Here is a 21,523-nt window from a genome sequence, read left to right on the forward strand (position 1 = left end):
AGTAAAGAGGTAGTTTTTTCTTAACTATTTTTTGGTTTCTTGAATTGAAGAAGGAGACTCTATGTTTTGTAAGAGCTTCTCGTACTCCTGTTCATATTCTTCAAGTGGGCGTCTTTCTTCATCGCCTTCTTGGATGTGGTATCCAAATTGGCAGACGATATTCTCAGCAGTAATGATTCCAATCAACTTTTTATCATTGATTCTACTTACAACAGGAAGACGGCTAACTTGAAATTTATTAAGTCTGTGAAAGGCAACCATTAAAGATTGGTCTGGATAGATTTTAATTAATTTTCTCTCGCATAAATGTTCAATATGAGTGTCGCAATTTCCTTTCGCAAAATTGATTCCAATATCTGAACGAGAGATCATTCCTATTAGGCGTCCATTTTTCAATACAGGAAATCCTGAGATATCAGTTCCCTTGACTCCTTGTAGAGCTTCTTTAACAGAGAGATTTGCATTGAGCGAGACCACATCATGCACCATGGCCTCATCGACGGTTAAGGTCTCTAAGACATCGTGATCATCTCGATTAGGAAGGTGAATTCCATCCTGCTCAGAGATTTCTTCGTAAATCGAGCCGTTAGTAAAACGACTGGATATAACGTAGGCTACAATATTGGCAATCATGAGCGGAACAATAATGTTGTAGTCTCTCGTCATTTCAAAGGCGATAAGAATAGATGTAAATGGAGCGCGAATGACTGTCGCAAAATAAGCTCCCATCCCAACAAGGGCGTAAGCTCCTGTATTGGAAGTTATTTCAGGAAAAAGAGTTTGGGCCACTGATCCAACTAAACTTCCAAGAGTCGCACCCATGAGTAGAGTTGGCATAAAAAGTCCACCAGAAATTCCAGAGGCGTAACATAGACTTGTCCCAAAGAATTTTAAGACAAAAATAGTTAAGAGAATCTTCCAGTCAAGAATCAGAGAGAGAAGAGTTTCTTCGATTTTTCCGTGACCGCTACCAAGTACACCTGGATGGATAAGCGATAAAAGGCCAATCATTATGAAAACAGTTACCATTGGCGTAAGTTTATGGTGCTTGAAAATGACGATACTCTTTTTTCTCATATAAAGAACGAGTTTCATCCATAGTGGTCCAAGAGCTGCAGCAACTAATCCAATAATGAGATAGAAAATGAGCTCTCTAGGATCACTTAACTTATAGTAAAGCTGAGAGAAGGTAGCATCTGTTCCGGTTAACATTGTGGCCGTAATTGATGCAACAACTGAAGAGACGACAATAGACCCAAGTACCTTAGCATTGAGATCGCCGACGACTTCTTCAAGAGTAAAAACAACAGCTGATATTGGAGTATTAAAAGCAGCAGCAATTCCACCAGCAGAACCTACTGCAACGAGGGCCTTAACTCTCTTTTTAGACATTTGAAAAAATGTTCCCAAAAATGATCCAATACCAGAGGCAATTGCGACAGTCGGTCCTTCTCGACCGAGAGAAACTCCTGAAGATAAACTAAGTGCTGAGGTTACAAATTTGGCAAGAGTATCTTGAAGTTTGATCTTTCCATGGAAAACGGCCAAGGCAATTCTCACCCCTGGAACACCTGAACCCGATGTTGAAGGGAATTTTCTCGTCGTTAACCAACCTGATATGAGGATGAAGAGTCCACCAAAAAGAAAAGTCTTTAAAGTAAATGGCTCATGGCTCCCAATAAGGTCAGTTAAGTAGTGTGTTACTTTGTGCAGTGAGACAGCAACTAGTGCCGCGAGAAACCCTGTGATTAGGGTCAAGGCGAGGTAAGTTCTCTCTTCGGCCTTGTCGGTCTTAATGAACTTTCCAATGAAGTTAAATTTTCTGATTTGTCTGTCTTTCAATTTCTTTACTCGTTGCATTAGCCAGAAGTGTATTTCTCATAACGTACACCCATTTCACCTTCGTGGTAAGAGGAAAATCAAGGTTTTTACAAGTTTTTAGACGCATTGCCACCATTAAAGTGTCCAGGACCAAAAAAAATTTGGACTAACTACCATTGACATTGGTTTAATACATACCAACTTAGAGTTATTAAATATTTATCAATGCAATTGAAAACAATGTCTATTTAGGAGGACGTATGCAAGTTAAGCCATTACAGGATAGAGTTCTTGTTAAGAGACTTGAAGAAGAAACTAAAACAGCTGGTGGGATCATCATTCCAGATAATCACGCTGAAAAACCTTCTCAAGGTGAAGTTGTAGCAGTTGGTCAAGGTTATAGACTTAAAGATGGTACATTTGCTCAACTAACAGTTAAAACTGGAGATAAGATTCTTTTTGGGAAGTACTCGGGAACTGAAATTAAAGTTGAAGGTCAAGAGTATCTAATCATGAAAGAAGACGAAATTTTTGGTGTTCTACAATAATTAAAATTAATCACATATTAGGAGATAAAAATGGCAAAAGAACTAAAGTATTCAGAAGATGCGAGAAGTTTAATTCTTGAAGGTGTTAACCAACTTGCTAACGCTGTTAAAGTTACTCTAGGGCCTAAGGGAAGAAACGTTGTTATTCAAAAATCTTTTGGTGCTCCACACATCACTAAAGACGGTGTTTCTGTAGCAAAAGAAATTGAACTAGAGAACAACTTCCAAAACATGGGTGCGCAAATGGTTAAAGAAGTTGCGCAAAAGACAAATGAAGATGCGGGTGATGGAACAACGACAGCAACTGTTCTAGCTCAAGCTATTTATAGAGAAGGAGTAAAACTTGTTACAGCTGGTCACAATCCTATGGATCTTAAAAGAGGGATTGACCTAGCAGTAGAGCAAGTTGTTACTAAACTTAAAGAGATGTCTAAAGAGATTAAAACTTCTGAAGAGATCGCTCAAGTTGGAACAATCTCTGGAAACAATGACCTTGAAATTGGAAAACTTCTTTCTGAAGCGATGGAAAAAGTTGGTAATGAAGGTGTTATTACAATTGAAGAATCAAAGACGGCTGAAACAACTCTAGACGTTGTTGAAGGTATGCAATTTGATAGAGGATACCTTTCTCCATATTTCGTAACGAATCCAGAAAAGATGGAAGTTGGATTTGATGCTCCAAATATTCTTATTACTGATAAGAAAATTGCTAACATGAAAGAGCTTCTTCCACTTCTTGAAAAAGCTGTTCAAACTTCTAGACCACTTCTTATTATCGCTGAAGATATTGAAGGTGAAGCTCTAACAACACTTGTTGTAAACAAGCTAAGAGGGACACTAAATGTTGCAGCTGTTAAAGCTCCTGGATTTGGTGATAGAAGAAAAGAAATGCTTAAAGATATCGCAACACTAACTGGTGGAACTGTGATTTCTGAAGAGCTTGGAATGAGCCTTGAAACGGCTGATCTAACTCACCTTGGTTCTGCTAAGAGAATCTCTATTGATAAAGAAAATACAACTATCGTAGATGGTTCAGGTGATAAAGATGCTGTTGAAGCTAGAGTTGCTCAAATTAAAAAGCAAATCGAAGAAACAACTTCTGATTATGACAAAGAAAAACTACAAGAAAGACTTGCTAAGCTCGCTGGTGGTGTTGCCGTAATCAACGTTGGTGCTCCAACTGAAACAGAAATGAAAGAGAAAAAAGACAGAGTTGAAGATGCTCTTAATGCTACAAGAGCTGCAGTAGAAGAAGGAATCGTTGTTGGTGGTGGTTCTGCTCTTATTCATGCTGCAACAGTTCTTGATGGTCTAAAAGGTTCAAATGCTGAAGAGGAATTTGGTATTAGAATTGTGAAAAGAGCTGTTGAAGAGCCACTAAGACAAATCTCTTCAAATGCTGGTCTTGAAGGTTCTGTTGTTGTTAACGAAGTTAAAAACAAAGGTGATGTAACTTTTGGTTTCAACGCTCGTGAAGACAAGTACGAAAACCTTGTTGCTGCTGGTATCATTGACCCAACAAAAGTAACAAGATCAGCTCTTCAAAATGCTGCATCTGTTGCTGGTCTAATGCTTACTACTGAAACAATGATCGCAGATCTTCCAAAAGATGACGCTGCTCCAGGTATGCCAGCTGGTGGTATGGGTGGAATGGGCGGAATGCCAGGAATGATGTAATAAACACTCATTTTTCACTAAAAGTACTTAATAATGGGGGGATTGAAAAATCCCCCCTTTTTATTCTAGAGACAATCTTATAAAATTATCAAATAGATTATTTTAGCTAAGGAAAAATAAAAATGCTTTGGACAAAAAAAGCGGAAGAAACTCCAGTGGATGATTTAACAAAGAAAGAGAAATTTATAAAGGAACTTAAGTCATACGTGATTATCATCCTTTCTGTTTTCGCTTTTAGATCTTCTTTTCTAGAACCAAACCACATCCCATCAGGTTCTCTTTTGCCAACAAATGCCATTGGTGATTTTATTGCTGTTAATAAAATGGCCTATGGATTTAAACTTCCATACTCTGATCTTTTTGGTGACCCTGTTTACTTAACAGGTCCGTCAGTTCCAGAAAGAGGAGATATCATTGTTTTCGAATTTCCAAAGGATAGATCTATTCTCTTTGTAAAAAGACTTATAGGGCTACCTGGAGACGAAATTGAAGTTATCGACAACACTGTTTACCTAAATGGTGTAGCAATGGAGAAGGTAAGAGTAAGCGCTGAGGAGAGAAAGGATCATGTTGAGCTTTATGATGAGCCTAAGTATGATCGTTCTGCCCTAGAGTTTTATAAGTACAAGCTTTCTAATGGTAAGGAATTTGTTACAGCTGAAAATGTAACATATCCGAGGCATTTAAATATCTCTAAATTTACAGTTCCAGAGGGAGAGTACTTCTTTATGGGTGATAATAGAGATTATTCATCAGATTCAAGACAGTGGGGAACTGTTCCTCATTCACACCTTCACGGTCGTGCATTCATGGTCTGGTTTAATATGGTTTATCCTTGGTCAGAAGAAGATTTTCATTTCAGACCTTGGCGAATCGGTAAGCTTCTTTAAAAAAAAAGGAGAGGTTTAACCTCTCCTTGTTCTTCTTTCTAATTCTTGAATCAAATCAGTTGTCGCAACTTTTCCAAGAACACCTTGCTCTTCATCTGTTAGCTCACTCATGATTTTCAATACACCCGCTTTATAAAGCATCGCTGTATACTGTTTTCTTGTAAGTACGTAGCCGTTGGATTTTTGATGAAAGTCTTCCTCAGAAAGTTGTAACTTCTTCAAGAAGTCTTCTAGAGAAAGTCCGGCCCTCGAGCCATACATAAACATCCCTTGGCGAGTTATGATAAAACATTGTTGTGTATTTTGATTATTTTCCATGTTCTCTATTAATCAAAATCTTATTTAAAAAGCAAGACTGAACTTAGCTGTATAGCGATCAATATCCATGATTTTCGCATATTCAATTCCAATATGTAGGAGAAGAAGATCTAACTCTGATCCTACGAAGTAATGTGTTCCACTGTGCGATTTTGATTCTTTTTGATTTGTTGAAAAGCTCGTATCAAAGATCGTTCCCGTTGATGCGTCAACGTCGAGTTCTGTTTTTGTGCTAACGTAACCAAAGCCGGCGTAGGGTTTAAAGATAAAGAGGTTCGCACCTGCCATGAGATGAGCACCCCAAGTTGTAGTGTCTAAATCGATGGTAGAGTTAACATCAATATTTCCTGTTGAAGAGTTGTTAATTGTTTGATCGAAATCTAAATTAAAACTCGATCGGTGAACTCGAAGGGCCATATTTAAAATCGGTACCTTTGGAAAGAGAATTCGATCGAAGTTCCACTTGATTGCTTGAGAGTTACCTCCCACACTAACGTCTCCTAAGTCAGCACTAGGTAAGTATGTAAGTTCAAATGTAATTCCAAAGGGAACTGAAACGGCAGCAAAGAGGTTTGCATGGGGGATCGCTCCAATGGACACACTTGAGTCTTGTTCTTTTACTAATTTTTCAATCTCTGGAGTCTTAGTTGCTCCTGCATTTATACCCGCTTCGACACCAAAAATTTCCCCTAGAGGGTTGGCCGGTGCAACGAGAGCGTGGACAGCGTTGGCTCCAAATTCTTTACTTATTTTATTGAAGTCATCTTGATCGATGGTATCGAACTTGGGACTTGCTGCAAGACTGCTCGTCGTGAGTAGACTTAGAAGAACTAAAAAGAGAGATTTCATAAGTTACCTCCTGTAACTATTCGTATTTTATTCTTACCTCAAACTGGAGCGGGATATAGGGGGGAACTGTATTCCAGATGAAAATAGACTGGAGTAAAACAGTCGTTTTATACGTCATTTTTTTGAAAACAAAAAAAGGGTGAAGCTAAAATGATCCCACTTAATGCCCTGTAAACAGGAGTAGAGGCAATATGGCCCAGATCACTTTGTCACTCATTTGACAGTGGCCATGAGGAATTAGACAGTTAGCCCGGTAAAAACTTGGCACCGTATTCGCAATGTATATAGACAGAAGTAAGGGGGATTCAAGGATGAAGAACCCGAAGAGTAGCTTAAATGATTCAAGGATGAATGAACTGGTTGCAAAAAAGAGTAATTTCCATTCCCTCTCTCCCTTTTGAAAATTTCTCCTATCTAATGCAACCAAAATTAAGGCCCCTATTAACAATGAGTCTTTGTTAATAGGGGCCTTTTTTATTTTTCTTTTTTAATGAATTTTGCGAAGTCTGAACCGAAATTAGAAAGAACTTTCTTCATCGCAGTTGTGAGTTTATCTGTATAAAGCTCATGAGGATGTCTAGTATAAAGATCTCTATACTCTTCAAGTTCTTCGGACGTAAGATTTCGATAAGTATAAAAGTTTGTTGCAAGAAAGTGTTCTTCCAACTGTTCTTTTGCATTTGTTACTACATTCGAAACTTTACTATCAATTTCTTGCTCAGATTGATCTGGCATAAGTCCAAGAAAGAGAGGCTTCATCATCGCTGTAACAACGGCTTCTACTTGTGCTTTTTGTTGTTTGAGATGATCTCCCTTTTTTAATATTTCTTTTGTTAATTGAATCTTTTTTGAGTCTTCATTTTCTTCGTCAAATTCAGAAAGGTATTCAACATATTTTTCGTTCTCAGCTGCAGACATCGCTGCTTGTTGAGCGAGTTCTGTTACTTTTTGCACAAGAGGTGCTGTTGAAAATTCAATGAGGTTTTCTTTTTCTAATTCAGAAAGCTCTAAAAGAACTTCATCTTGAATCTTTTTAAAAAGTTTATATTCTTTTAAAAAACCTACAAATTCTTCAAGTTTCTTATTTTCTTTGTTCTGTTGCATTTTTACAGAAAGAAAAGCAACAATCTTATCATCTGTCTTGTCGATTTTAAGTGCGGCCTTAAACCTTTCATTGAGCTCGTCAAGATTTTGATCTTCAACAAGTTCTTTTGAAGATGCTTTTTTTATTGCACTTAATTGACTTGTCACTTTATCAACTTCAAAGGCCTTCTTTTCTTCAAAGATATCAGATGTTAACTCTTCAGAGTCAGATTTGAATAAAAAAGTAGAAGCACTACCAATGAGAATAGTTGCACTTAATCCTAAAACTAGTTTTTTATTCATTTTTTAATTCCTTTGATCAAATCGAGATCAATAAGGTTAGAGAAATTCGCCGCACCATAGCCCTCTTCTATTTTATTGCGTCCCCAGCGGTTACATTTCTTGTGGGGATCCTTTTTGAAATTAGTACCTGTTCCTCGTACGAGAACTCCTAAAATATTGTGATCTTCGTCGAAAATTGGAGAACCCGAGTTCACGCTAAATGTATCGAGCTGGTGTCGAAAGCTTGCTTTATTTTCTTTGACTTCGAGAACTGGAGAAGGCTCAACGTACTTTTGGCTTATTCCTAGAGGGAAGCCAATCATATAGATGAGTTCATTGAGTAGGGGTTTTCTATTCGACAGTTTTAGAGGTTTTCTATTTTTAACTTTTCGATCAAGCTGAATTACTGCGACATCTCTTGGAAAGAAATTTTCTCCAGCATCAACATAAACAACTTTTTTACATCGATATACGTCGTCTTTTGTTACGGAGTATTCTTTTTGATCGAATGTTTTATTTTGATAATCGAAAACGACAGAATAGTTTTTGCATGTCTCTTCTTGTTCTGAATATTCACCAATACAATGAGCCGCTGTTAAATAGAGGTCTTCTGAGATAAGGGCGCCGGAACAATTTGCAATCGACTGCTGATGGGCAAAGGATTCATCAGAGCAAAAGTTGAAGTATTTCTTTTGTAGCTTGTAGCCAGATAGTTGATAAGTATCGAAATTAATATTTTCATTTGCTACAAAAGCTCCAACGGATCTTGCGATCTCTTGAACTTTTAAGGGTGCATCGAGGAGAACTTCTCTACGATTATCTTCACCGAAAATATCGGCGCGTGCTTGAAGGCATAAAAGGAGAGTAAAAAAGACGATTTTTTTCATACTTTTTAATATGTGATATCGGGATTTTACACAAATACCCCCTGTAAGAATTACTGAAAAATGGCAAAAAGTTCCGACTTAATTTCAGTAGGTTATCTTTGCTTTTTAGTCTCCGATAAGTTGTTAGGAGGCTTGTATGCATATTTTCTATCTTCAGTTTGAAAAGAATTTAAATAGTGAGTTTTTCTATCTCACAAGAGTTCTTAATGAATATGGCGTTAAGCTTATTCCAATTCGCCTTCAAGATCTCATTCAGATGAAGTTGAAAAATCGCGACTATATCATTTGTCTTGTAAAAAGCATGGAAGCGAGATCAAAATTTCTTGTGGCAAAGAGAAGGTTTCTCGATTTCGCGATGAAATCGGGGCGCTTAGTTGTTTTCGATGCAAGCTCATTTGGTCCACAACATGTCGACTCATCTGTTCATCGTAAGGGATGTTATCACCACCTAAATTTGCCGGTAGATATTTACGAGCTTGTCGAAGAAATATCGCTTACAATATATAAAGATAGTATTAATAAGTCAGGGAAATGGCCTGGAGGGAGAAGAGCAAAACTCCCTTATTAGGATGATTGATGAATAATCGTGATGATGTTTTTACGACAAGGATTTTAACTCTTCTTAAAATAGATGCTAATAATCTCTTTAATCGTTTAAAGAGTAGAGAAAGTGAATACCTCGCGATCTTTTCTCAAAAGCGCACAAGAGATCATTTCAAAGAAATTTTTATCTCTAAGTATCCATCCATTTCAATGGGCGATCTGAAGTATTGTAGTGAAGATGTGATTATTAGCTTAGATGCTTTTTATACAAAAGTTGATGATATGAGATGGTACCTCTATCATACTGACGATATGCCTGTGACAGTTGATGATAATGTTCGTCACTTTCTAAGAGAACTCAAAGAATTGTATTCGAATCTGATGCTTTATCTTCAAGCAGAACTCGACCCAAATGATGATGGAGAGGGTGGTGAAGAAGGTGAAGATGAAGAGGAAATAATTGATCTCGAACAAGTGGATTTGATCGATCTTCCGGATATTGATTTTGATGTAGAAGAGACTGAGCTACCAGAAAGTAGTGAAGAGAGCTCTGATGAAGTTTTCAACGATCGAGATCCTTCAAAAAACCTCGCAGGAGAGGACACTATTTTAGGTGTCTTCAACAAGGAAGATTTAAAGGATCTTTAATGCGAATATTTTTAGTTCTTTCACTCTTACTCATTTCAAATTTTTCTTTAGCTAGACAAGCTGTTTCTGGAAATCGTTTTGAGCTGCTCTCTGGGATTAGAAATAATTCAAAGTCTCAATTATTTTGGGATAAGAAGTTTAATAAAGAACGATATGTCTATGGAAAGGCACCTTCAAAGTTTCTAGCAGAGAATTATGACTATATTCCTCATGGGAGTCGTGTTCTCGATATTGGTATGGGAGAAGGGCGTAATGCGGTTTTCCTCGCGACAAAGGGATATAAAGTCACAGGAGTGGAAATTAGTCCCATCGCTATTCGAAAAGCTAAGCTCTTAGCTAGAGAATTTGACGTAAGAATTGACCCAGTACTTTCATCAATTGAAGATTATAAAGTTGAAAAGAACTCTTTGGATGCGATCATTTGTTTTTACTTTGTTGATAAGGCCATTAATGAAAAATTCTTCGAATGGTTAAAGCCTGGTGGAATTCTCATATTTGAGGCCTTTACTAAAAGACAAGAGTCTATTTCGAAAGATAAGGAAATTGATTTAGGTGAAGTTTTTGAAGAGGGGGAATTGTTAAAAATCTTTCCTAAGATGCGAACACTTAAGTTTGAAGAGCCACTTCATCGCAAAGATTTCACGACGAGTATCATTTTACAAAAGCCTAGGGAATCTTCTTCTGGCTTACAAAATTAGCCATTTTAGGTTGAAATAAGATTAATGCGTAATGTTGTTATAAAATTCCTGACTTTTTTTCTCTTATTTTCTGACATCTCTTTTGCTGATGCCACAGAGGGATATTTCTCTGGTCGTATTAGTTCTTTTCAAGTTGAGGCGGGCCTATTGAAGATTAAGGCCGACTTTCCCAATATAAAATATGTGAACAAAAAAGATGTTGTTGAGTTTTGGAATCAACAAGCTAATTTGCGTCGTTGTCGCTCTTACGTGGCAGGAAGAACAAGTGATTATATTCTCTTAAAAATTCCGAACCCGTATGAGTGCTCTAAATCGGTTTCATTGGATAGAGGTGTTTATCTCAATTTCTTTTCTCAAGACCTTGTTAATAATTTGAAGATGGGAAAAGAGGTGGTCGAGATTCTTTTAAAAAAGAGGTTGGCCTTAAAGAGTAAGCTCTCCCATGTTCAGCGTGATCTGGACAGTCATATTGAAAAAGTAAATGCCGTGAATTCTCGCTACGAAGTTTTGAGACAAAAACTATTATTGGAGTGGAAAAAAGAGATTCAGTCTTTAGAAGAGGATCGCGTTAATTCGATGCGTAATTATAAAGGAATCGAAATTCGCCTTGATGAGGTGAGTCATAAGCTTGAAAAGTATCGTGTCGAAGATGAAAACCTCAAGGCCGATCGATGGTCATTGGATCCCCGCCTGTACTATAAAAAATAGTGGTGTCGTTTTGCTACTGGTCAAATTGACTAAAATTCTGTACAAATTTACTTCATTAAATTGAAGAAATTAAATGTATTTTGTAGATCCGTAGCAAAGGAAAGACTATGACAAAATTTAAGATGCTTCTAGGATTGGCCCTTATATCACTGGCCTTTTCTTCGAATGCTCAAGCGGCCATTGGAAGCCCTGATGCAAAACAAGGTGGGACGTATAAGTACAATCTTTCGTCACAACCAACAACTCTAAACGCACTATCTTCTTCAGATGTTCCAGCAAGACAAGTTCAAGACTATGTTATGGAATATCTAACGATGCAACATCCTGACACTCTAGAAACAATTCCTGCACTTGCAACGAAGTGGGAAGTTTCTAAAGATGAAAAAACTTTTATCTTTACTCTAAGAGAAGGTGTTAAGTGGCATGATGGAAAACCACTTACTGCTGAAGATGTTAAATTTTCTTTTGATGCAATCATGCACCCAAAAAATAAGTATAAGACAGCACCAAAGAAGCCTTATTTTGAAAATATCGCAGGTGTTGAAATTCTAGCTCCAAATAAAGTTAAGTTTTCTGTTAAGAAGCCTTACTTCAATAACTTTAACGTTGTTGCCAACGGACTAAGAATTGTTCCTAAGCATGTTTATGAAAACCCTACTAAGAAAGAAGAGAAAAAACTTAATAAGACTCTTATTGGTACAGGTCCTTACATCTTCAAAGTAATGAGAAGAGGAAAGTTTATTCGTCTTGTTAAGAATGAGAAGTGGTGGGGAAATAGTGTTCCTGAATATAAAGGAATGTATAACTATGATAACGTTCTTCTTCGTTTTGTTAAAGATTCAACAATTGCTCTTCAGCGTCTAGAGAAGGGTGACCTTAACTTTCTAGAGCTAACTCCAGAAGAGTTTGTTAAGAAAACTAATTCATCACGTTGGGGAAAATCTGTTTTTAAAGTAAAGACAACAAACAAAGCACCACAAGGTTATGGGTTTGTTGGTTGGAACATTGCTAATCCACTTTTTGCTTCTAAAAATGTTCGTGTTGCTCTAACTCACCTTTTCAACAGGAAAGAGATGATTGAGAAGTTCTCATACAATATGTCTGAACAAGCTACGGGACCTCTTTATAAGACTTCTCCATACGCGAATAAAAGTGTTAAGCCAATTGATTATAATCCTAAGAAAGCTCTTGAAATCCTTAGAAAAGAAGGATGGAAAGATACTGATGGTGACATGATTCTGGATAAGATGATTGATGGAAAGAAAGTAAAATTCTCATTCACCATCCTTGAGCCACTACAAGACTTTGTTAAGTATCTTACAATTTTCAAAGAAGATGCTAAGCAAGCTGGTATTGATGTAAACATTAAATTCATCGAATGGAACACATTTGTAAAACTTCTTAACGAAAGAAAGTTTGAAGCTGTTCGTCTAGCTTGGGGATCTGGTTCGGTTGACTGGGATCCAAAACAAATTTGGCACTCAAGCTCAATTGAAAACCAAGGTTCTAACTTTGTAAGTTACTCGAACCCAAAAGTTGATAAGCTAATTGATGAAGCGAGAATGATTTCTGATAGAGAAAAAAGAATTCAAAAGCTAAATCAAGTTTTTAAGCTAATTGCTGAAGATGCTCCGTATACTTTCCTTTTCAATAGAAAGTATGTTTTCTACGGACACACAAAAGATCTGAAAAGACCAAAAGACTCCTACACTTATGAAGTTGGTACAAGTTATTGGTGGTTAGATAAGTAGTAAGCCTTAGGAGGCTAAATTGTTTAATTATATTATTAGAAGATTATTACTGATGATCCCGACATTGTTCGGGGTCACAGTTATTGTTTTTGGGATTATCAATCTCGCTCCAGGTTCACCTGTTGAACAAAAGATTCAACAGATGAAGTTCGCTGGTGCTGGCGCAGGTGCTGGTAGCGGAGGAATGAGTGGAGCTGGTGCTGATAGTTCTGGGGTTTCTGAAGAAGTTATCGAAGCTTTGAAGAAACAATATGGATTCGATAAGCCCGTTCACGTCCGTTACTGGATTTGGCTTAAAAACCTTTCTCGTCTTGATTTTGGAGAGAGCTTTACTTATGAAGAACCGGCCATTGACGTTATTCTGTCAAAGTTGCCTGTCTCTCTACAGTTTGGGGCAATATCATTGCTTCTCTCTTACATCATTTGTATTCCGTTGGGTGTTTTAAAAGCAGTGAAGAATGGGTCAAAGTTTGATCTTGCAACCAGCTTTATTCTCTCAGCGCTCTACGCGATTCCACCGTTCATGTTTGGTATTCTTTTAATTGTTTACTTTGCCGGTGGACTTTATTTTGATTGGTTCCCTGTTGGGGAGCTTTATTCTGATATGTACTTTGATATGACAACTTGGGAAAAAATTGTGAACAGAGTTCACCATTTTATCCTTCCAGGTATCTGTTACATGTTAGGTTCATTTACTGTTTTAACACTTCTTATGAAGAACTCTATGCTTGATGTTATTTCTAATGACTATATTAGAACAGCAAGAGCTAAAGGACTTTCAGATAAGAAAGTATATTTAAAGCACGCTCTTAGAAATGCTCTAATCCCAATCGTTACTGGGCTTAGTGGTTTCCTTACAATTTTCTTTGCTGGGTCGATTCTTCTTGAAAAGATTTTCAGTTTAGATGGTATGGGTCTACTCAGTTTCCAGTCTATTCTTGAAAGGGATTACAACGTTATTATGGGCCTTATTTTCATTCAATCCGTGCTCATGTTGTTAGGTAACCTGTTTAGTGACATCTTGTACACGCTAGTTGATCCAAGGATTGATTTCTCATGATAGAAAAATATTTTAAAAACGAACTTACTGTAAAAAGATGGAGAAGGTTTAAGGCCAGAAAGTCAGCTGTGATTGCTTCAGTCGCTTTGATCTTTTGTACTGTTTTAACTTTTTCAGCTCCTTTGATTGCAAACTCAAAACCATTAGTTATGCAATATAAAGGAAATATGTTCTTTCCAATCTTTAATGATTACCATCCAAAAGAATTTGGGATTACGACTTCTTTAACTGTTGATTATAGAAAGATTACTGAGAACTCAAATGAACTTGTTATTTGGCCTTTGATTAAGTGGGACCCGTATGAGTCAAATGATTCTCTCGATTACTATCCAGCACCTCCTTCGGAAGAAAACGTTTTAGGTACTGATGATAGAGGTCGTGATGTATTAACAAGACTTCTCTATGGGTTTAAATACTCGATCACTTATGCTGTTCTCGTATGGCTTTTTTCGGCCATCATTGGAATCATCATTGGTGGGATCATGGGATTTAAAGGAGGTCTCTTTGATATATTAGGTCAAAGACTTGTTGAGATCTTCTCTACAATACCATATTTCTTTCTGTTGCTTATTCTTGTATCGATTTTTCAACCATCGCTGACTCTACTGATTATTATTACATCACTGTTTAGCTGGGTTGGAATTAGTTACTACGCAAGAGCTGAGTTTTTAAAAAATAGAAAGCAAGAGTATGTAGAAGCTGCAAGAAGTATGGGAGCGTCTGTTCCGACAATTCTTTTTAAGCACATTCTACCAAACTCGCTTACACCAATTATTACGTTTGCTCCATTTGTTATTGCTGGAGCAATTTCGAGTTTAGCATCTCTCGATTACCTTGGTTTTGGTCTACCTGTTCCAACGCCTTCATGGGGAGAGTTACTTGCTCAAGCTCAAAAGAACTATACAATTGCATGGTGGCTTGCCGTTTATCCATCAATTGCACTTTTCTCGACACTCTTCATGTTTGTCTTAGTGGGAGAAGGGGTTCGAAACGCAATGGATCCAAAAGCACAAGCTTAATATTAAGAGGGCCTCTCGGGGCCCTTTTTTAATTTATACTTACAAACTTATTTGATGAAGCTAGGTGAAATTCCAGCACTGTCCCGCAACGGTAATCCTTTTAGGTAAGTCCGATCTTGAATAGGTTTTTGACATTCCCGAGGAGGAAATTTGAAAAAAATAATTCTCTTATCTGCTATTCCGTTTTCTATTTACGCCACAAATGATCTGACTGTTAATGTAACGGCAGAGAGGTTAAGTAAGCCACTTTCTGAGGTCACAAGTTCCACAATATATTTATCCAAAGAAGATATAGAAAATTCAACCGAGATGTATCTCCCAGAGCTATTAAATACGAAGGCGGGAATTCAAGCTGCAACAAGTGGTGGTCCAGGACAAACGTCATCTCTTTATATTCGTGGAGCTAAAACGGAGTACACTCTCGTTATTATTGATGGGGTCAAGGTAAATGATCCCTCTGCTATTGGAGCACAATTTGATCTTAGACAAATTCCTCTTGGCTCTATTGAAACAGTTGAAATATTAAAAGGTCCACAAACTGTTCTCTATGGAGTTGATGCAGTTGCTGGTGTTATTAAAATCACGACAAGAAAATCAAAGAGAAAAGAGTCAAATCTATCTTTTGGAGTTGGATCTTTTGAAACAAAAGATGTTAGTGCTTCTACTAGTGGAGTTGAAGGGAAGCTTCGCTACCGTTTTTCTGGATCTGCTTACCGAACGAAAGGGATCTCTGCTGCTGATCAAAATGAAGGGGATGCACGAGAAGCGGATGGGTTCATGAGAAATTCATTCAACGGAAGTCTTTCATATTCAGTAAATAATTATGATCTGGGACTCAGTCTTTTTACGATTAAATCAACAGGAGAGACTGATGCTTATAGCAGCGGAAGTTCGAAAGACCGTGTTGATGATGACAATGATCAATATGATCAATTTTTAAGTAGTTTGAATTTTGGATATAATTGGTCTGATCATTTTTCTTCAAAAATAGTTCTGAGTGAAAACAAGATTTTTAGAACAAATGACCAATACTCTCTTGAGTGGAGAGCGAAAAAGCAGCAAGTCGAGTTAGAAAATATCTATCGTTATTCTTTAGAGCAGGCCCTCATTTTTGGCGGAGAGTTTGAAAGAGATAAGATCTCGTCGAAATCTGAATTCAAGGGAAGAACGAATAATAAAAAATCATTCTATCTATTAAATCAAAGCAAATATGGAAAACTATTTTCTGATCAAGGAGTACGACTAGCTTATCATAAGGCCTATGATTCAAAGGCAACGTATAAATTGGGCTTAGGTTATTACTTATCAAGCAACGTCATTGTAAAAGGGAGTTATGGAACTTCGATTAAAGAAGCTACAACCGATGAACTCTATACAAATTATGGTGGCAATCCGAACTTAGATCCTACTAAATCTGAATCCTTTGATTTATCGCTTGAGGCCGATTTTGAAAAACTTGATTTCAAGCTAACCTATTTCGATACAGAGTATAGAGATCAGATAACTTATAATTCATCAACAAGTAGCTACGAAAATTTAAAGAAAACAAAAACAAAGGGATTAGAGTTAACTTTTGAATCTTACATCTTTGATTCTCTTCGTCTTATAGGGAGTGCAACAGTGCTTAGGGCCTATAGTTTAGAGGATGGGAGCTATTTGGCAAGAAGAGCGAGACATCATGAATCATTATCTCTTGAGTATTTTGGATTTGGTAAAACTCTAATCAATTTAAGTTTTAAAAATGTAGGTAAGAGAAATGAAAGCACTGGGCAGGTGATGCCATCTTACTTCATTACCGATTTCTCGACTCGCTATGATCTTTCTAAGAGGCTTTCTTTAAGTGCTAAAGTATTAAATGTTTTCGATAAGAGTTATCAAGAAGTTCGTACTTATGGAAAAGCTGGACGAAATTACTTTCTTTCGGCGGATTTCAAATTTTAATCAGCAATTATTTCTTCTCGGGGACAGAGATATTGAGCAATCGTAAAATAAGAGGAATCTCGAACAAATGGATAGAATGAAATTAGTACTTTTTTTTCTTTTATTTTCTTTTCAAACAATGGCCTTCTCAAAGAGGGTTATTTCAACGTCTCCAAGTGTTACTAACATTATTAGGGAACTCGGTGCAGGTGATAAACTCGTTGCAGTCTCTCCTTATTGTGAGAATGAAAAATCATTACCTATAACGGGAACTAATTTTGGATTTAAATTTGAAAAGGCGCTTTCTTTAAGGCCAGATTTAATTATTCTTCCAAAGACAAACTCTTCAAAATTAATTTCAAATTTTAAAAAATTAAATTTTCACTATCTAGAACTTGATCATGATAGTGTTGATGGAATACGTACTAGCATTTCTATCCTAGGTAAAGAACTCGGTTATGAATCAAAAGCAAAGCTCATGCTTAAGACGTTTGATAAAAAGCTTATGGCCAATTATAGAGAGTCAAATAAGTCAGTTCTTATTGTCGTGAGTAGTAGTCTCTCTCACGGGAAGATTCGTGACCTTTATAGTGCTGGAGAAGAAAGCCTTTACGGTGACCTTATTCGCAAAGCAGGATTTAAGATTGCGACAAAGGGATTAAAGGGTGGATATCCAGCGATTAATACTGAGAAGCTAATGGCGTTAAATCCTGATGTGATCTTCTACTTTGCTAAGAAAGAAAATTTAGATAGTTATGTTAAAGCTTGGCAGAAGCTCTCTTTCTTATCTGCAGTTAAAAATAAGCAAGTTCATGCTCTTTTGGATAATAAACTTAATATTCCTGACCATCATATTGTAGATTTAGTAACTGTTTTAAGGGAGAAGGTCCTATGATTTCCGTTCATAATCTCTCTTTAAAAATTGGAAAGAATCAAATCTTAAAAGAAATCAGTTTTGATGTTAATAAGGGTGAAGTTCTTTCTATTATTGGCCCTAATGGGGCAGGTAAATCGACCATGATTAAATGTCTTAATTTAATCAATGACGATTTCTTTGGAGAAGTTCTCTATAATAATGAAGATATTAAGGGTTATGAGACCAAAGAAATTGCTAAAATCTTTTCTTATGTCTCTCAAGATATGGATTCTAACAATCCTTTTAGTGTGAAAGAGCTTATGCACCTCTCTCGCTATCCTTTCATGAATAAATATCGAAGCTTAGAAATTGAAGAAATTCGTTTGATGAATCACTACTTAGAGAAACTAGATGTCGCACATTTAATTGATCGCTCAATTAATGAACTAAGTGGCGGTGAAAGACAAAGAGTTTTCGTTTCAAGTTCTCTTTTTCAAGGCAGCGAAGTTATTCTTCTCGATGAACCTACGAGTTCACTTGATCCTAAACATCATCAAGAAATTCTCGATGTAATTTTAGAAGAAAAAAAAGAAGGAAAGACTATAATCATGGTTTCTCATGATATTAATTCTTCTTGTCATTTGAGTGACAAAGTTCTTGGACTTAAAAATGGTGAGGTCCAATTTTTAAAAGAAGGAAAAGGTCTTTTAAAAACTGAACTTGTCGATGACCTATTTGATTTTAAATTTACGAAACTCAATCATGAAAATGAGGTCTATGTTATTAAAGGTAGGGCGAAATGAAACTTTGGGTGTTGGCCTTTGTTGCTTTTTTCGTTCTAATTGTATCTCCTTTTTTTGGGCCGGAGTTTATTTCTCTTGAAAGAATCTTAAATGGAGATGCAGCCTTTTTATTCTATGAACTTCGAATTCCAAGGTCTCTTATCACTTTCATGGCGGGAGCTGGACTAGCTCTCAGTGGTATGACCTTTCAGTCTCTTTTTAGAAATGATCTTGCAACACCTTATACCTTAGGTGTTTCTACGGGAGCTTCTCTTGGAGTCTCTCTATTTATTGCATCGGGTATTTATCTCTCTGGTGGGACAAGCCTCTTCGCTTTTTTAGGGGCACTTCTTTCTGTGATGATTGTTTATGGTATCGGCCAAACGAAAGCAAAAATGCACATGAATGTCGTTTTACTTGCAGGTGTGGCCATGGCCATGACTTTTTCATCTTTCATTATGCTCATTCAGGTTCTTGTAAAAGAAATGGATGCAGTTCGTATTATTAGATGGCTAATGGGATCTATTGATGTTGTTGGTATGGAAAGTGTTTATGCGGTAGCACCTTTCTTTTTTGTGGGTATCTTCTTTATTTATAAAAAGCGTGTTGAGCTCAATCTTATTACAATGGGTGAGAGTGTCGCCTATAGTCGAGGTGTCGATACTGAGAGATTAAGAAAGCATCTCTTTTTAATGACATCACTTCTTGTTGCTGGAATCGTCAGTGAATGTGGCCCGATTGGTTTTGTTGGGATGATGATTCCCCATATCGGTCGAGAAGTCGTTGGAGCAGATCATAGAAAACTTTTTTGGTTTTCATTACTCGCTGGTGGAAGCTTTTTAATTCTTTGTGATTTAATTGGAAGGGTCTTTTTTGATTCTTTAGTATTACCTGTTGGGGTAATCACGGCCCTCCTAGGAGGACCATTCTTTTTATATCTTATTTTAAAAAAGAAGTAATTACTCTCTCCAAGTAAAGCCCTTTTTAAGGGCCATATCTTCATACTTAAAGAAGACACGTGCGTATGGAGGAACTTGTTCAACTTCTTCTGGATGATAGAGTTTCTTCGTTTCGTAATTGGCTACAAAATTATTTCCAACATATCCACGAACACTCATTCTAAAATTATATGGAAGTTGAGCTTCAACTTTATCGTATGAAAAGAGACCTCTTTTATTAAAGTAGGCTTCCTTAGCATATTGAACATACTTTTTTACAACTTCATCATCGTAAGGAGCAATGAAGTACATCGCACCCATACCTTGTCTTAGAAGTTCTCCGTTTACATCGACTCCATTAGACATCACTCTACCTAGAACTCTATTATTCTTATCGTGCGTTTCTGGCCCGGTAACGATTTTAACTTCAGATCCAATTGGTGTTAGTTGTTTTAGAAAGTCGCGAGCATCATAGGCAATTTGTCCTTGTCCGTGACCTTGAAAATCAATCTCTGGTGTATCAACACCAAGAAAACGAATTCGTGTTTCTTTCACTTTTCCTGGCTCAATAATACGAATAGTGTCTCCATCATGGACAGAGCGAACGATCCCTACAACTGTTGCTGCAAAAGATTGTAAAGATAGGAAAAACGTCAATAAAATCAATGTGTTTTTAGTCATTTAAACTCCCTTTACCACTTCTTATCAGCTTGATAAATTGTGGTAAATTAACTTTCTCGCCAATAGGTGTTTATTACAGGAAAACGAGGGTGATTTTATGAATAAAGACGACTATGTCATTGTTTATTCAAGTGATGGATCAGGCAAGAATATTGCCAAAAAAGATAAGAAGAAAACGTATGCCGACATCAATCCGAAAGAGACGATATTAAAGCTTCGAATTGAGAAAAAGGGGCGTGGAGGTAAGTCTGTAAGTGTCGTCTATGAAATTCCTGAAAACCCGACATATTTTAAGAAACTTTCAAAAGAATTAAAGGCCGCATGTGGAGTCGGTGGAAGTTTTAAAAATGATACAATAGAAATTCAAGGTGATCAGCGCGAAAAGATCAGGGCCTTCTTAGAGAAGAAAGGCTTTACTGTTAAAGGTTAAAAAAAGGCCACTTTAAAGTGGCCTAGTCTCATTCAATTTCACCCGTTGGAGCTAATTTCATTTTAACTTTCTTCGTTTTCTTATTTCGAAGATACTCAACTTGAACTTCGTCTCCAATTTTATAATTCTCTAAGACATTATAAATTTCATCAAAGTTATTTACTTCCTTGCCATCAACTTTAGTGATGATATCGCCAATGTAAACTCTTCCATAATCATCTTTACTCATTCCACGAAGGCCAGCTTTTGCTGCGGGACCATTTTCATCGACATAGCTAATAACAACACCTTTTCTCATTCCATAGCGCTCTCTCCAATACTCTGGAGCAATTCCAATTCTAAAGCCAGGTCTTTTTACTTTTCCAAATTTTATTAGCTCAGGAACAATTCTCTTAATTGTATTAACGGGAACAGCAAACCCAATTCCTGCACTAGATCCTGATTGGCTGTAGATCATTGTGTTCATTCCGATCACTTGTCCTTGACTATTAAGAAGCGGACCTCCCGAGTTACCGGGATTAATTGATGAATCAGTTTGAATCATATTGGTAATTGTGACTCCTCCAATTCCTTTAATCTTTCTTCCTATGGCCGAGACAATTCCTGCTGTAATCGTGTGATCTAGTCCAAAAGGGTTACCAAGCGCCATGGCCTTTTGGCCAACAAGTAATTTTGCACTGTCTCCTGAGATGATTGGCTTTAAGTTTTTAGGCTTTTCAATGAGTTTTAAAACAGCGATATCCTTAAGTGGCTCGCTACCAACAAGTTCTGCTTTGTATTGTTTTTTATCTTTGTGAAAACTAATCGTGAACTTATCTCCACCTTCAATAACATGAAAGTTTGTAACAATGTGACCTTCTTCATCCCAAAGAAACCCACTTCCAGATCCTGCAGGTACTTCGTGAGCATAGGAGTCAAAGAGAAAGCCTCTTCTTACTTTTTTAATATTCGTTACGTTAACAACAGAGGCGACATTATTTTTATAAACATCGACGGTATTTTTCTCATATTCGAGTAAGTTATTGACCTGTTCACTTGATCCTCCAAAGAGGGCAAGAGATGAGTAGGGAAGTAGAGTGATCGCTACCAATGCTACGAGCTTCTTCATGACCTAAAATCCTCCTGAAATTTGCT

22 protein-coding genes are annotated in these 21,523 nt (G+C 36.9%); 15 read left to right on the top strand and 7 right to left on the bottom strand.

Going from position 1 to position 21,523, the window contains the following annotated elements:
* Nucleotides 1–24: 24 nt before the first annotated feature.
* Complete coding sequence (locus HBN50_RS04970; RefSeq protein WP_273868409.1) at nt 25–1,860, bottom strand: chloride channel protein; 1,836 nt, start codon at nt 1,858–1,860, stop codon at nt 25–27.
* Between the two features lie 221 nt (nt 1,861–2,081).
* On the opposite strand from HBN50_RS04970, the gene groES reads away from it, so the two are divergent.
* From groES to lepB, 3 genes are all read left to right on the top strand, one after another.
* Complete coding sequence (groES, locus tag HBN50_RS04975) at nt 2,082–2,369, top strand: co-chaperone GroES (protein WP_273868410.1); 288 nt, start codon at nt 2,082–2,084, stop codon at nt 2,367–2,369.
* Between the two features lie 30 nt (nt 2,370–2,399).
* On the top strand, nt 2,400–4,046 hold the full coding sequence (gene groL / locus HBN50_RS04980; RefSeq protein ID WP_273868411.1) for a chaperonin GroEL: 1,647 nt from the start codon (nt 2,400–2,402) through the stop codon (nt 4,044–4,046).
* Nucleotides 4,047–4,168: 122 nt separating this feature from the next.
* Nucleotides 4,169–4,936, top strand: a complete 768-nt coding sequence (gene lepB / locus HBN50_RS04985) for a signal peptidase I (RefSeq protein WP_273868412.1) — start codon at nt 4,169–4,171, stop codon at nt 4,934–4,936.
* A gap of 15 nt (nt 4,937–4,951) precedes the next feature.
* On the opposite strand, the gene HBN50_RS04990 is transcribed toward lepB, so the two are convergent.
* The 4 genes from HBN50_RS04990 to HBN50_RS05005 all read right to left on the bottom strand — a co-directional run bounded on the left by HBN50_RS04990 (nt 4,952) and on the right by HBN50_RS05005 (nt 8,355).
* Nucleotides 4,952–5,254, bottom strand: a complete 303-nt coding sequence (locus HBN50_RS04990; RefSeq protein ID WP_273868414.1) for a hypothetical protein — start codon at nt 5,252–5,254, stop codon at nt 4,952–4,954.
* A 24-nt stretch (nt 5,255–5,278) separates the two neighbouring features.
* Entirely contained in the window at nt 5,279–6,103 is an 825-nt protein-coding gene (locus HBN50_RS04995; RefSeq protein ID WP_273868415.1) for a DUF6588 family protein, read from the bottom strand.
* 474 nt (nt 6,104–6,577) lie between these two features.
* Nucleotides 6,578–7,489 (bottom strand): hypothetical protein, encoded by a 912-nt coding sequence (locus HBN50_RS05000; protein ID WP_273868417.1) that lies wholly within the window; start codon nt 7,487–7,489, stop codon nt 6,578–6,580.
* A complete protein-coding gene (locus HBN50_RS05005) occupies nt 7,486–8,355 on the bottom strand; it encodes a trypsin-like serine peptidase (RefSeq protein WP_273868418.1) in 870 nt (289 codons plus the stop codon). Before HBN50_RS05005 ends, HBN50_RS05000 begins: the two co-directional genes overlap by 4 nt.
* Nucleotides 8,356–8,491: 136 nt before the next feature.
* Here HBN50_RS05005 and HBN50_RS05010 point away from each other — a divergent pair, with 136 nt between their 5' ends.
* The 11 genes from HBN50_RS05010 (at nt 8,492) to HBN50_RS05060 (ending at nt 19,299) form a co-directional block, all read left to right on the top strand.
* The gene (locus tag HBN50_RS05010; RefSeq protein WP_273868419.1) at nt 8,492–8,923 is read left to right on the top strand and encodes a hypothetical protein; all 432 of its coding nucleotides are present in this window, start codon (nt 8,492–8,494) and stop codon (nt 8,921–8,923) included.
* An 8-nt stretch (nt 8,924–8,931) separates the two neighbouring features.
* Entirely contained in the window at nt 8,932–9,546 is a 615-nt protein-coding gene (locus HBN50_RS05015) for a hypothetical protein (protein WP_273868421.1), read from the top strand.
* Nucleotides 9,546–10,244 carry a class I SAM-dependent methyltransferase gene (locus HBN50_RS05020; RefSeq protein WP_273868422.1) on the top strand — a complete coding sequence of 233 codons (699 nt, stop codon included), beginning with the start codon at nt 9,546–9,548 and terminating at the stop codon, nt 10,242–10,244. The genes HBN50_RS05015 and HBN50_RS05020 overlap by 1 nt, the downstream gene beginning before the upstream one ends.
* A gap of 24 nt (nt 10,245–10,268) precedes the next feature.
* Nucleotides 10,269–10,952 carry a hypothetical protein gene (locus HBN50_RS05025; RefSeq protein WP_273868423.1) on the top strand — a complete coding sequence of 228 codons (684 nt, stop codon included), beginning with the start codon at nt 10,269–10,271 and terminating at the stop codon, nt 10,950–10,952.
* A gap of 107 nt (nt 10,953–11,059) precedes the next feature.
* On the top strand, nt 11,060–12,703 hold the full coding sequence (locus HBN50_RS05030; protein ID WP_273868424.1) for an ABC transporter substrate-binding protein: 1,644 nt from the start codon (nt 11,060–11,062) through the stop codon (nt 12,701–12,703).
* Nucleotides 12,704–12,722: 19 nt separating this feature from the next.
* Entirely contained in the window at nt 12,723–13,763 is a 1,041-nt protein-coding gene (locus HBN50_RS05035) for an ABC transporter permease subunit (RefSeq protein ID WP_273868425.1), read from the top strand.
* Nucleotides 13,760–14,782, top strand: a complete 1,023-nt coding sequence (locus HBN50_RS05040) for an ABC transporter permease subunit (RefSeq protein WP_273868426.1) — start codon at nt 13,760–13,762, stop codon at nt 14,780–14,782. Before HBN50_RS05035 ends, HBN50_RS05040 begins: the two co-directional genes overlap by 4 nt.
* Nucleotides 14,783–14,932: 150 nt before the next feature.
* Nucleotides 14,933–16,723 carry a TonB-dependent receptor domain-containing protein gene (locus HBN50_RS05045; RefSeq protein ID WP_273868427.1) on the top strand — a complete coding sequence of 597 codons (1,791 nt, stop codon included), beginning with the start codon at nt 14,933–14,935 and terminating at the stop codon, nt 16,721–16,723.
* 76 nt (nt 16,724–16,799) lie between these two features.
* Entirely contained in the window at nt 16,800–17,597 is a 798-nt protein-coding gene (locus tag HBN50_RS05050; RefSeq protein ID WP_273868428.1) for an ABC transporter substrate-binding protein, read from the top strand.
* Nucleotides 17,594–18,361, top strand: a complete 768-nt coding sequence (locus HBN50_RS05055; protein ID WP_273868429.1) for an ABC transporter ATP-binding protein — start codon at nt 17,594–17,596, stop codon at nt 18,359–18,361. Before HBN50_RS05050 ends, HBN50_RS05055 begins: the two co-directional genes overlap by 4 nt.
* The gene (locus HBN50_RS05060; protein WP_273868430.1) at nt 18,358–19,299 is read left to right on the top strand and encodes a FecCD family ABC transporter permease; all 942 of its coding nucleotides are present in this window, start codon (nt 18,358–18,360) and stop codon (nt 19,297–19,299) included. Before HBN50_RS05055 ends, HBN50_RS05060 begins: the two co-directional genes overlap by 4 nt.
* Here HBN50_RS05060 and HBN50_RS05065 read toward each other — a convergent pair whose 3' ends face one another.
* On the bottom strand, nt 19,300–19,959 hold the full coding sequence (locus HBN50_RS05065; protein ID WP_273868431.1) for a thermonuclease family protein: 660 nt from the start codon (nt 19,957–19,959) through the stop codon (nt 19,300–19,302).
* Between the two features lie 97 nt (nt 19,960–20,056).
* Here HBN50_RS05065 and HBN50_RS05070 point away from each other — a divergent pair, with 97 nt between their 5' ends.
* Complete coding sequence (locus HBN50_RS05070; RefSeq protein ID WP_273868432.1) at nt 20,057–20,389, top strand: translation initiation factor; 333 nt, start codon at nt 20,057–20,059, stop codon at nt 20,387–20,389.
* A 28-nt stretch (nt 20,390–20,417) separates the two neighbouring features.
* Here the strand turns inward: HBN50_RS05070 and HBN50_RS05075 are convergent, their stop codons facing one another.
* Entirely contained in the window at nt 20,418–21,497 is a 1,080-nt protein-coding gene (locus HBN50_RS05075; protein WP_273868433.1) for a S1C family serine protease, read from the bottom strand.
* Nucleotides 21,498–21,523: the final 26 nt, after the last annotated feature.

Origin of the sequence: Halobacteriovorax sp. GB3 (assembly GCF_028649655.1) — a bacterium.
In the GTDB taxonomy this organism is placed as follows: Bacteria; Bdellovibrionota; Bacteriovoracia; order Bacteriovoracales; family Bacteriovoracaceae; genus BSW11-IV.

What these genes read in the sequence shown, in the direction of transcription:
- HBN50_RS05055 (WP_273868429.1), top strand. Translation starts at nt 17,594, where the DNA reads ATGATTTCCGTTCATAATCTCTCTTTAAAAATTGGAAAGAATCAAATC.
- HBN50_RS05010 (WP_273868419.1), top strand. Translation starts at nt 8,492, where the DNA reads ATGCATATTTTCTATCTTCAGTTTGAAAAGAATTTAAATAGTGAGTTT.
- HBN50_RS05050 (WP_273868428.1), top strand. Translation starts at nt 16,800, where the DNA reads ATGAAATTAGTACTTTTTTTTCTTTTATTTTCTTTTCAAACAATGGCC.
- HBN50_RS05000 (WP_273868417.1), bottom strand. Translation starts at nt 7,489, where the DNA reads ATGAATAAAAAACTAGTTTTAGGATTAAGTGCAACTATTCTCATTGGT.
- HBN50_RS05040 (WP_273868426.1), top strand. Translation starts at nt 13,760, where the DNA reads ATGATAGAAAAATATTTTAAAAACGAACTTACTGTAAAAAGATGGAGA.
- groES (WP_273868410.1), top strand. Translation starts at nt 2,082, where the DNA reads ATGCAAGTTAAGCCATTACAGGATAGAGTTCTTGTTAAGAGACTTGAA.
- HBN50_RS05070 (WP_273868432.1), top strand. Translation starts at nt 20,057, where the DNA reads ATGAATAAAGACGACTATGTCATTGTTTATTCAAGTGATGGATCAGGC.
- HBN50_RS04995 (WP_273868415.1), bottom strand. Translation starts at nt 6,103, where the DNA reads ATGAAATCTCTCTTTTTAGTTCTTCTAAGTCTACTCACGACGAGCAGT.
- HBN50_RS05060 (WP_273868430.1), top strand. Translation starts at nt 18,358, where the DNA reads ATGAAACTTTGGGTGTTGGCCTTTGTTGCTTTTTTCGTTCTAATTGTA.
- HBN50_RS05015 (WP_273868421.1), top strand. Translation starts at nt 8,932, where the DNA reads ATGAATAATCGTGATGATGTTTTTACGACAAGGATTTTAACTCTTCTT.
- HBN50_RS05025 (WP_273868423.1), top strand. Translation starts at nt 10,269, where the DNA reads ATGCGTAATGTTGTTATAAAATTCCTGACTTTTTTTCTCTTATTTTCT.
- HBN50_RS04970 (WP_273868409.1), bottom strand. Translation starts at nt 1,860, where the DNA reads ATGCAACGAGTAAAGAAATTGAAAGACAGACAAATCAGAAAATTTAAC.
- HBN50_RS05075 (WP_273868433.1), bottom strand. Translation starts at nt 21,497, where the DNA reads ATGAAGAAGCTCGTAGCATTGGTAGCGATCACTCTACTTCCCTACTCA.
- HBN50_RS05020 (WP_273868422.1), top strand. Translation starts at nt 9,546, where the DNA reads ATGCGAATATTTTTAGTTCTTTCACTCTTACTCATTTCAAATTTTTCT.
- groL (WP_273868411.1), top strand. Translation starts at nt 2,400, where the DNA reads ATGGCAAAAGAACTAAAGTATTCAGAAGATGCGAGAAGTTTAATTCTT.
- lepB (WP_273868412.1), top strand. Translation starts at nt 4,169, where the DNA reads ATGCTTTGGACAAAAAAAGCGGAAGAAACTCCAGTGGATGATTTAACA.
- HBN50_RS05005 (WP_273868418.1), bottom strand. Translation starts at nt 8,355, where the DNA reads ATGAAAAAAATCGTCTTTTTTACTCTCCTTTTATGCCTTCAAGCACGC.
- HBN50_RS05065 (WP_273868431.1), bottom strand. Translation starts at nt 19,959, where the DNA reads ATGACTAAAAACACATTGATTTTATTGACGTTTTTCCTATCTTTACAA.
- HBN50_RS05030 (WP_273868424.1), top strand. Translation starts at nt 11,060, where the DNA reads ATGACAAAATTTAAGATGCTTCTAGGATTGGCCCTTATATCACTGGCC.
- HBN50_RS04990 (WP_273868414.1), bottom strand. Translation starts at nt 5,254, where the DNA reads ATGGAAAATAATCAAAATACACAACAATGTTTTATCATAACTCGCCAA.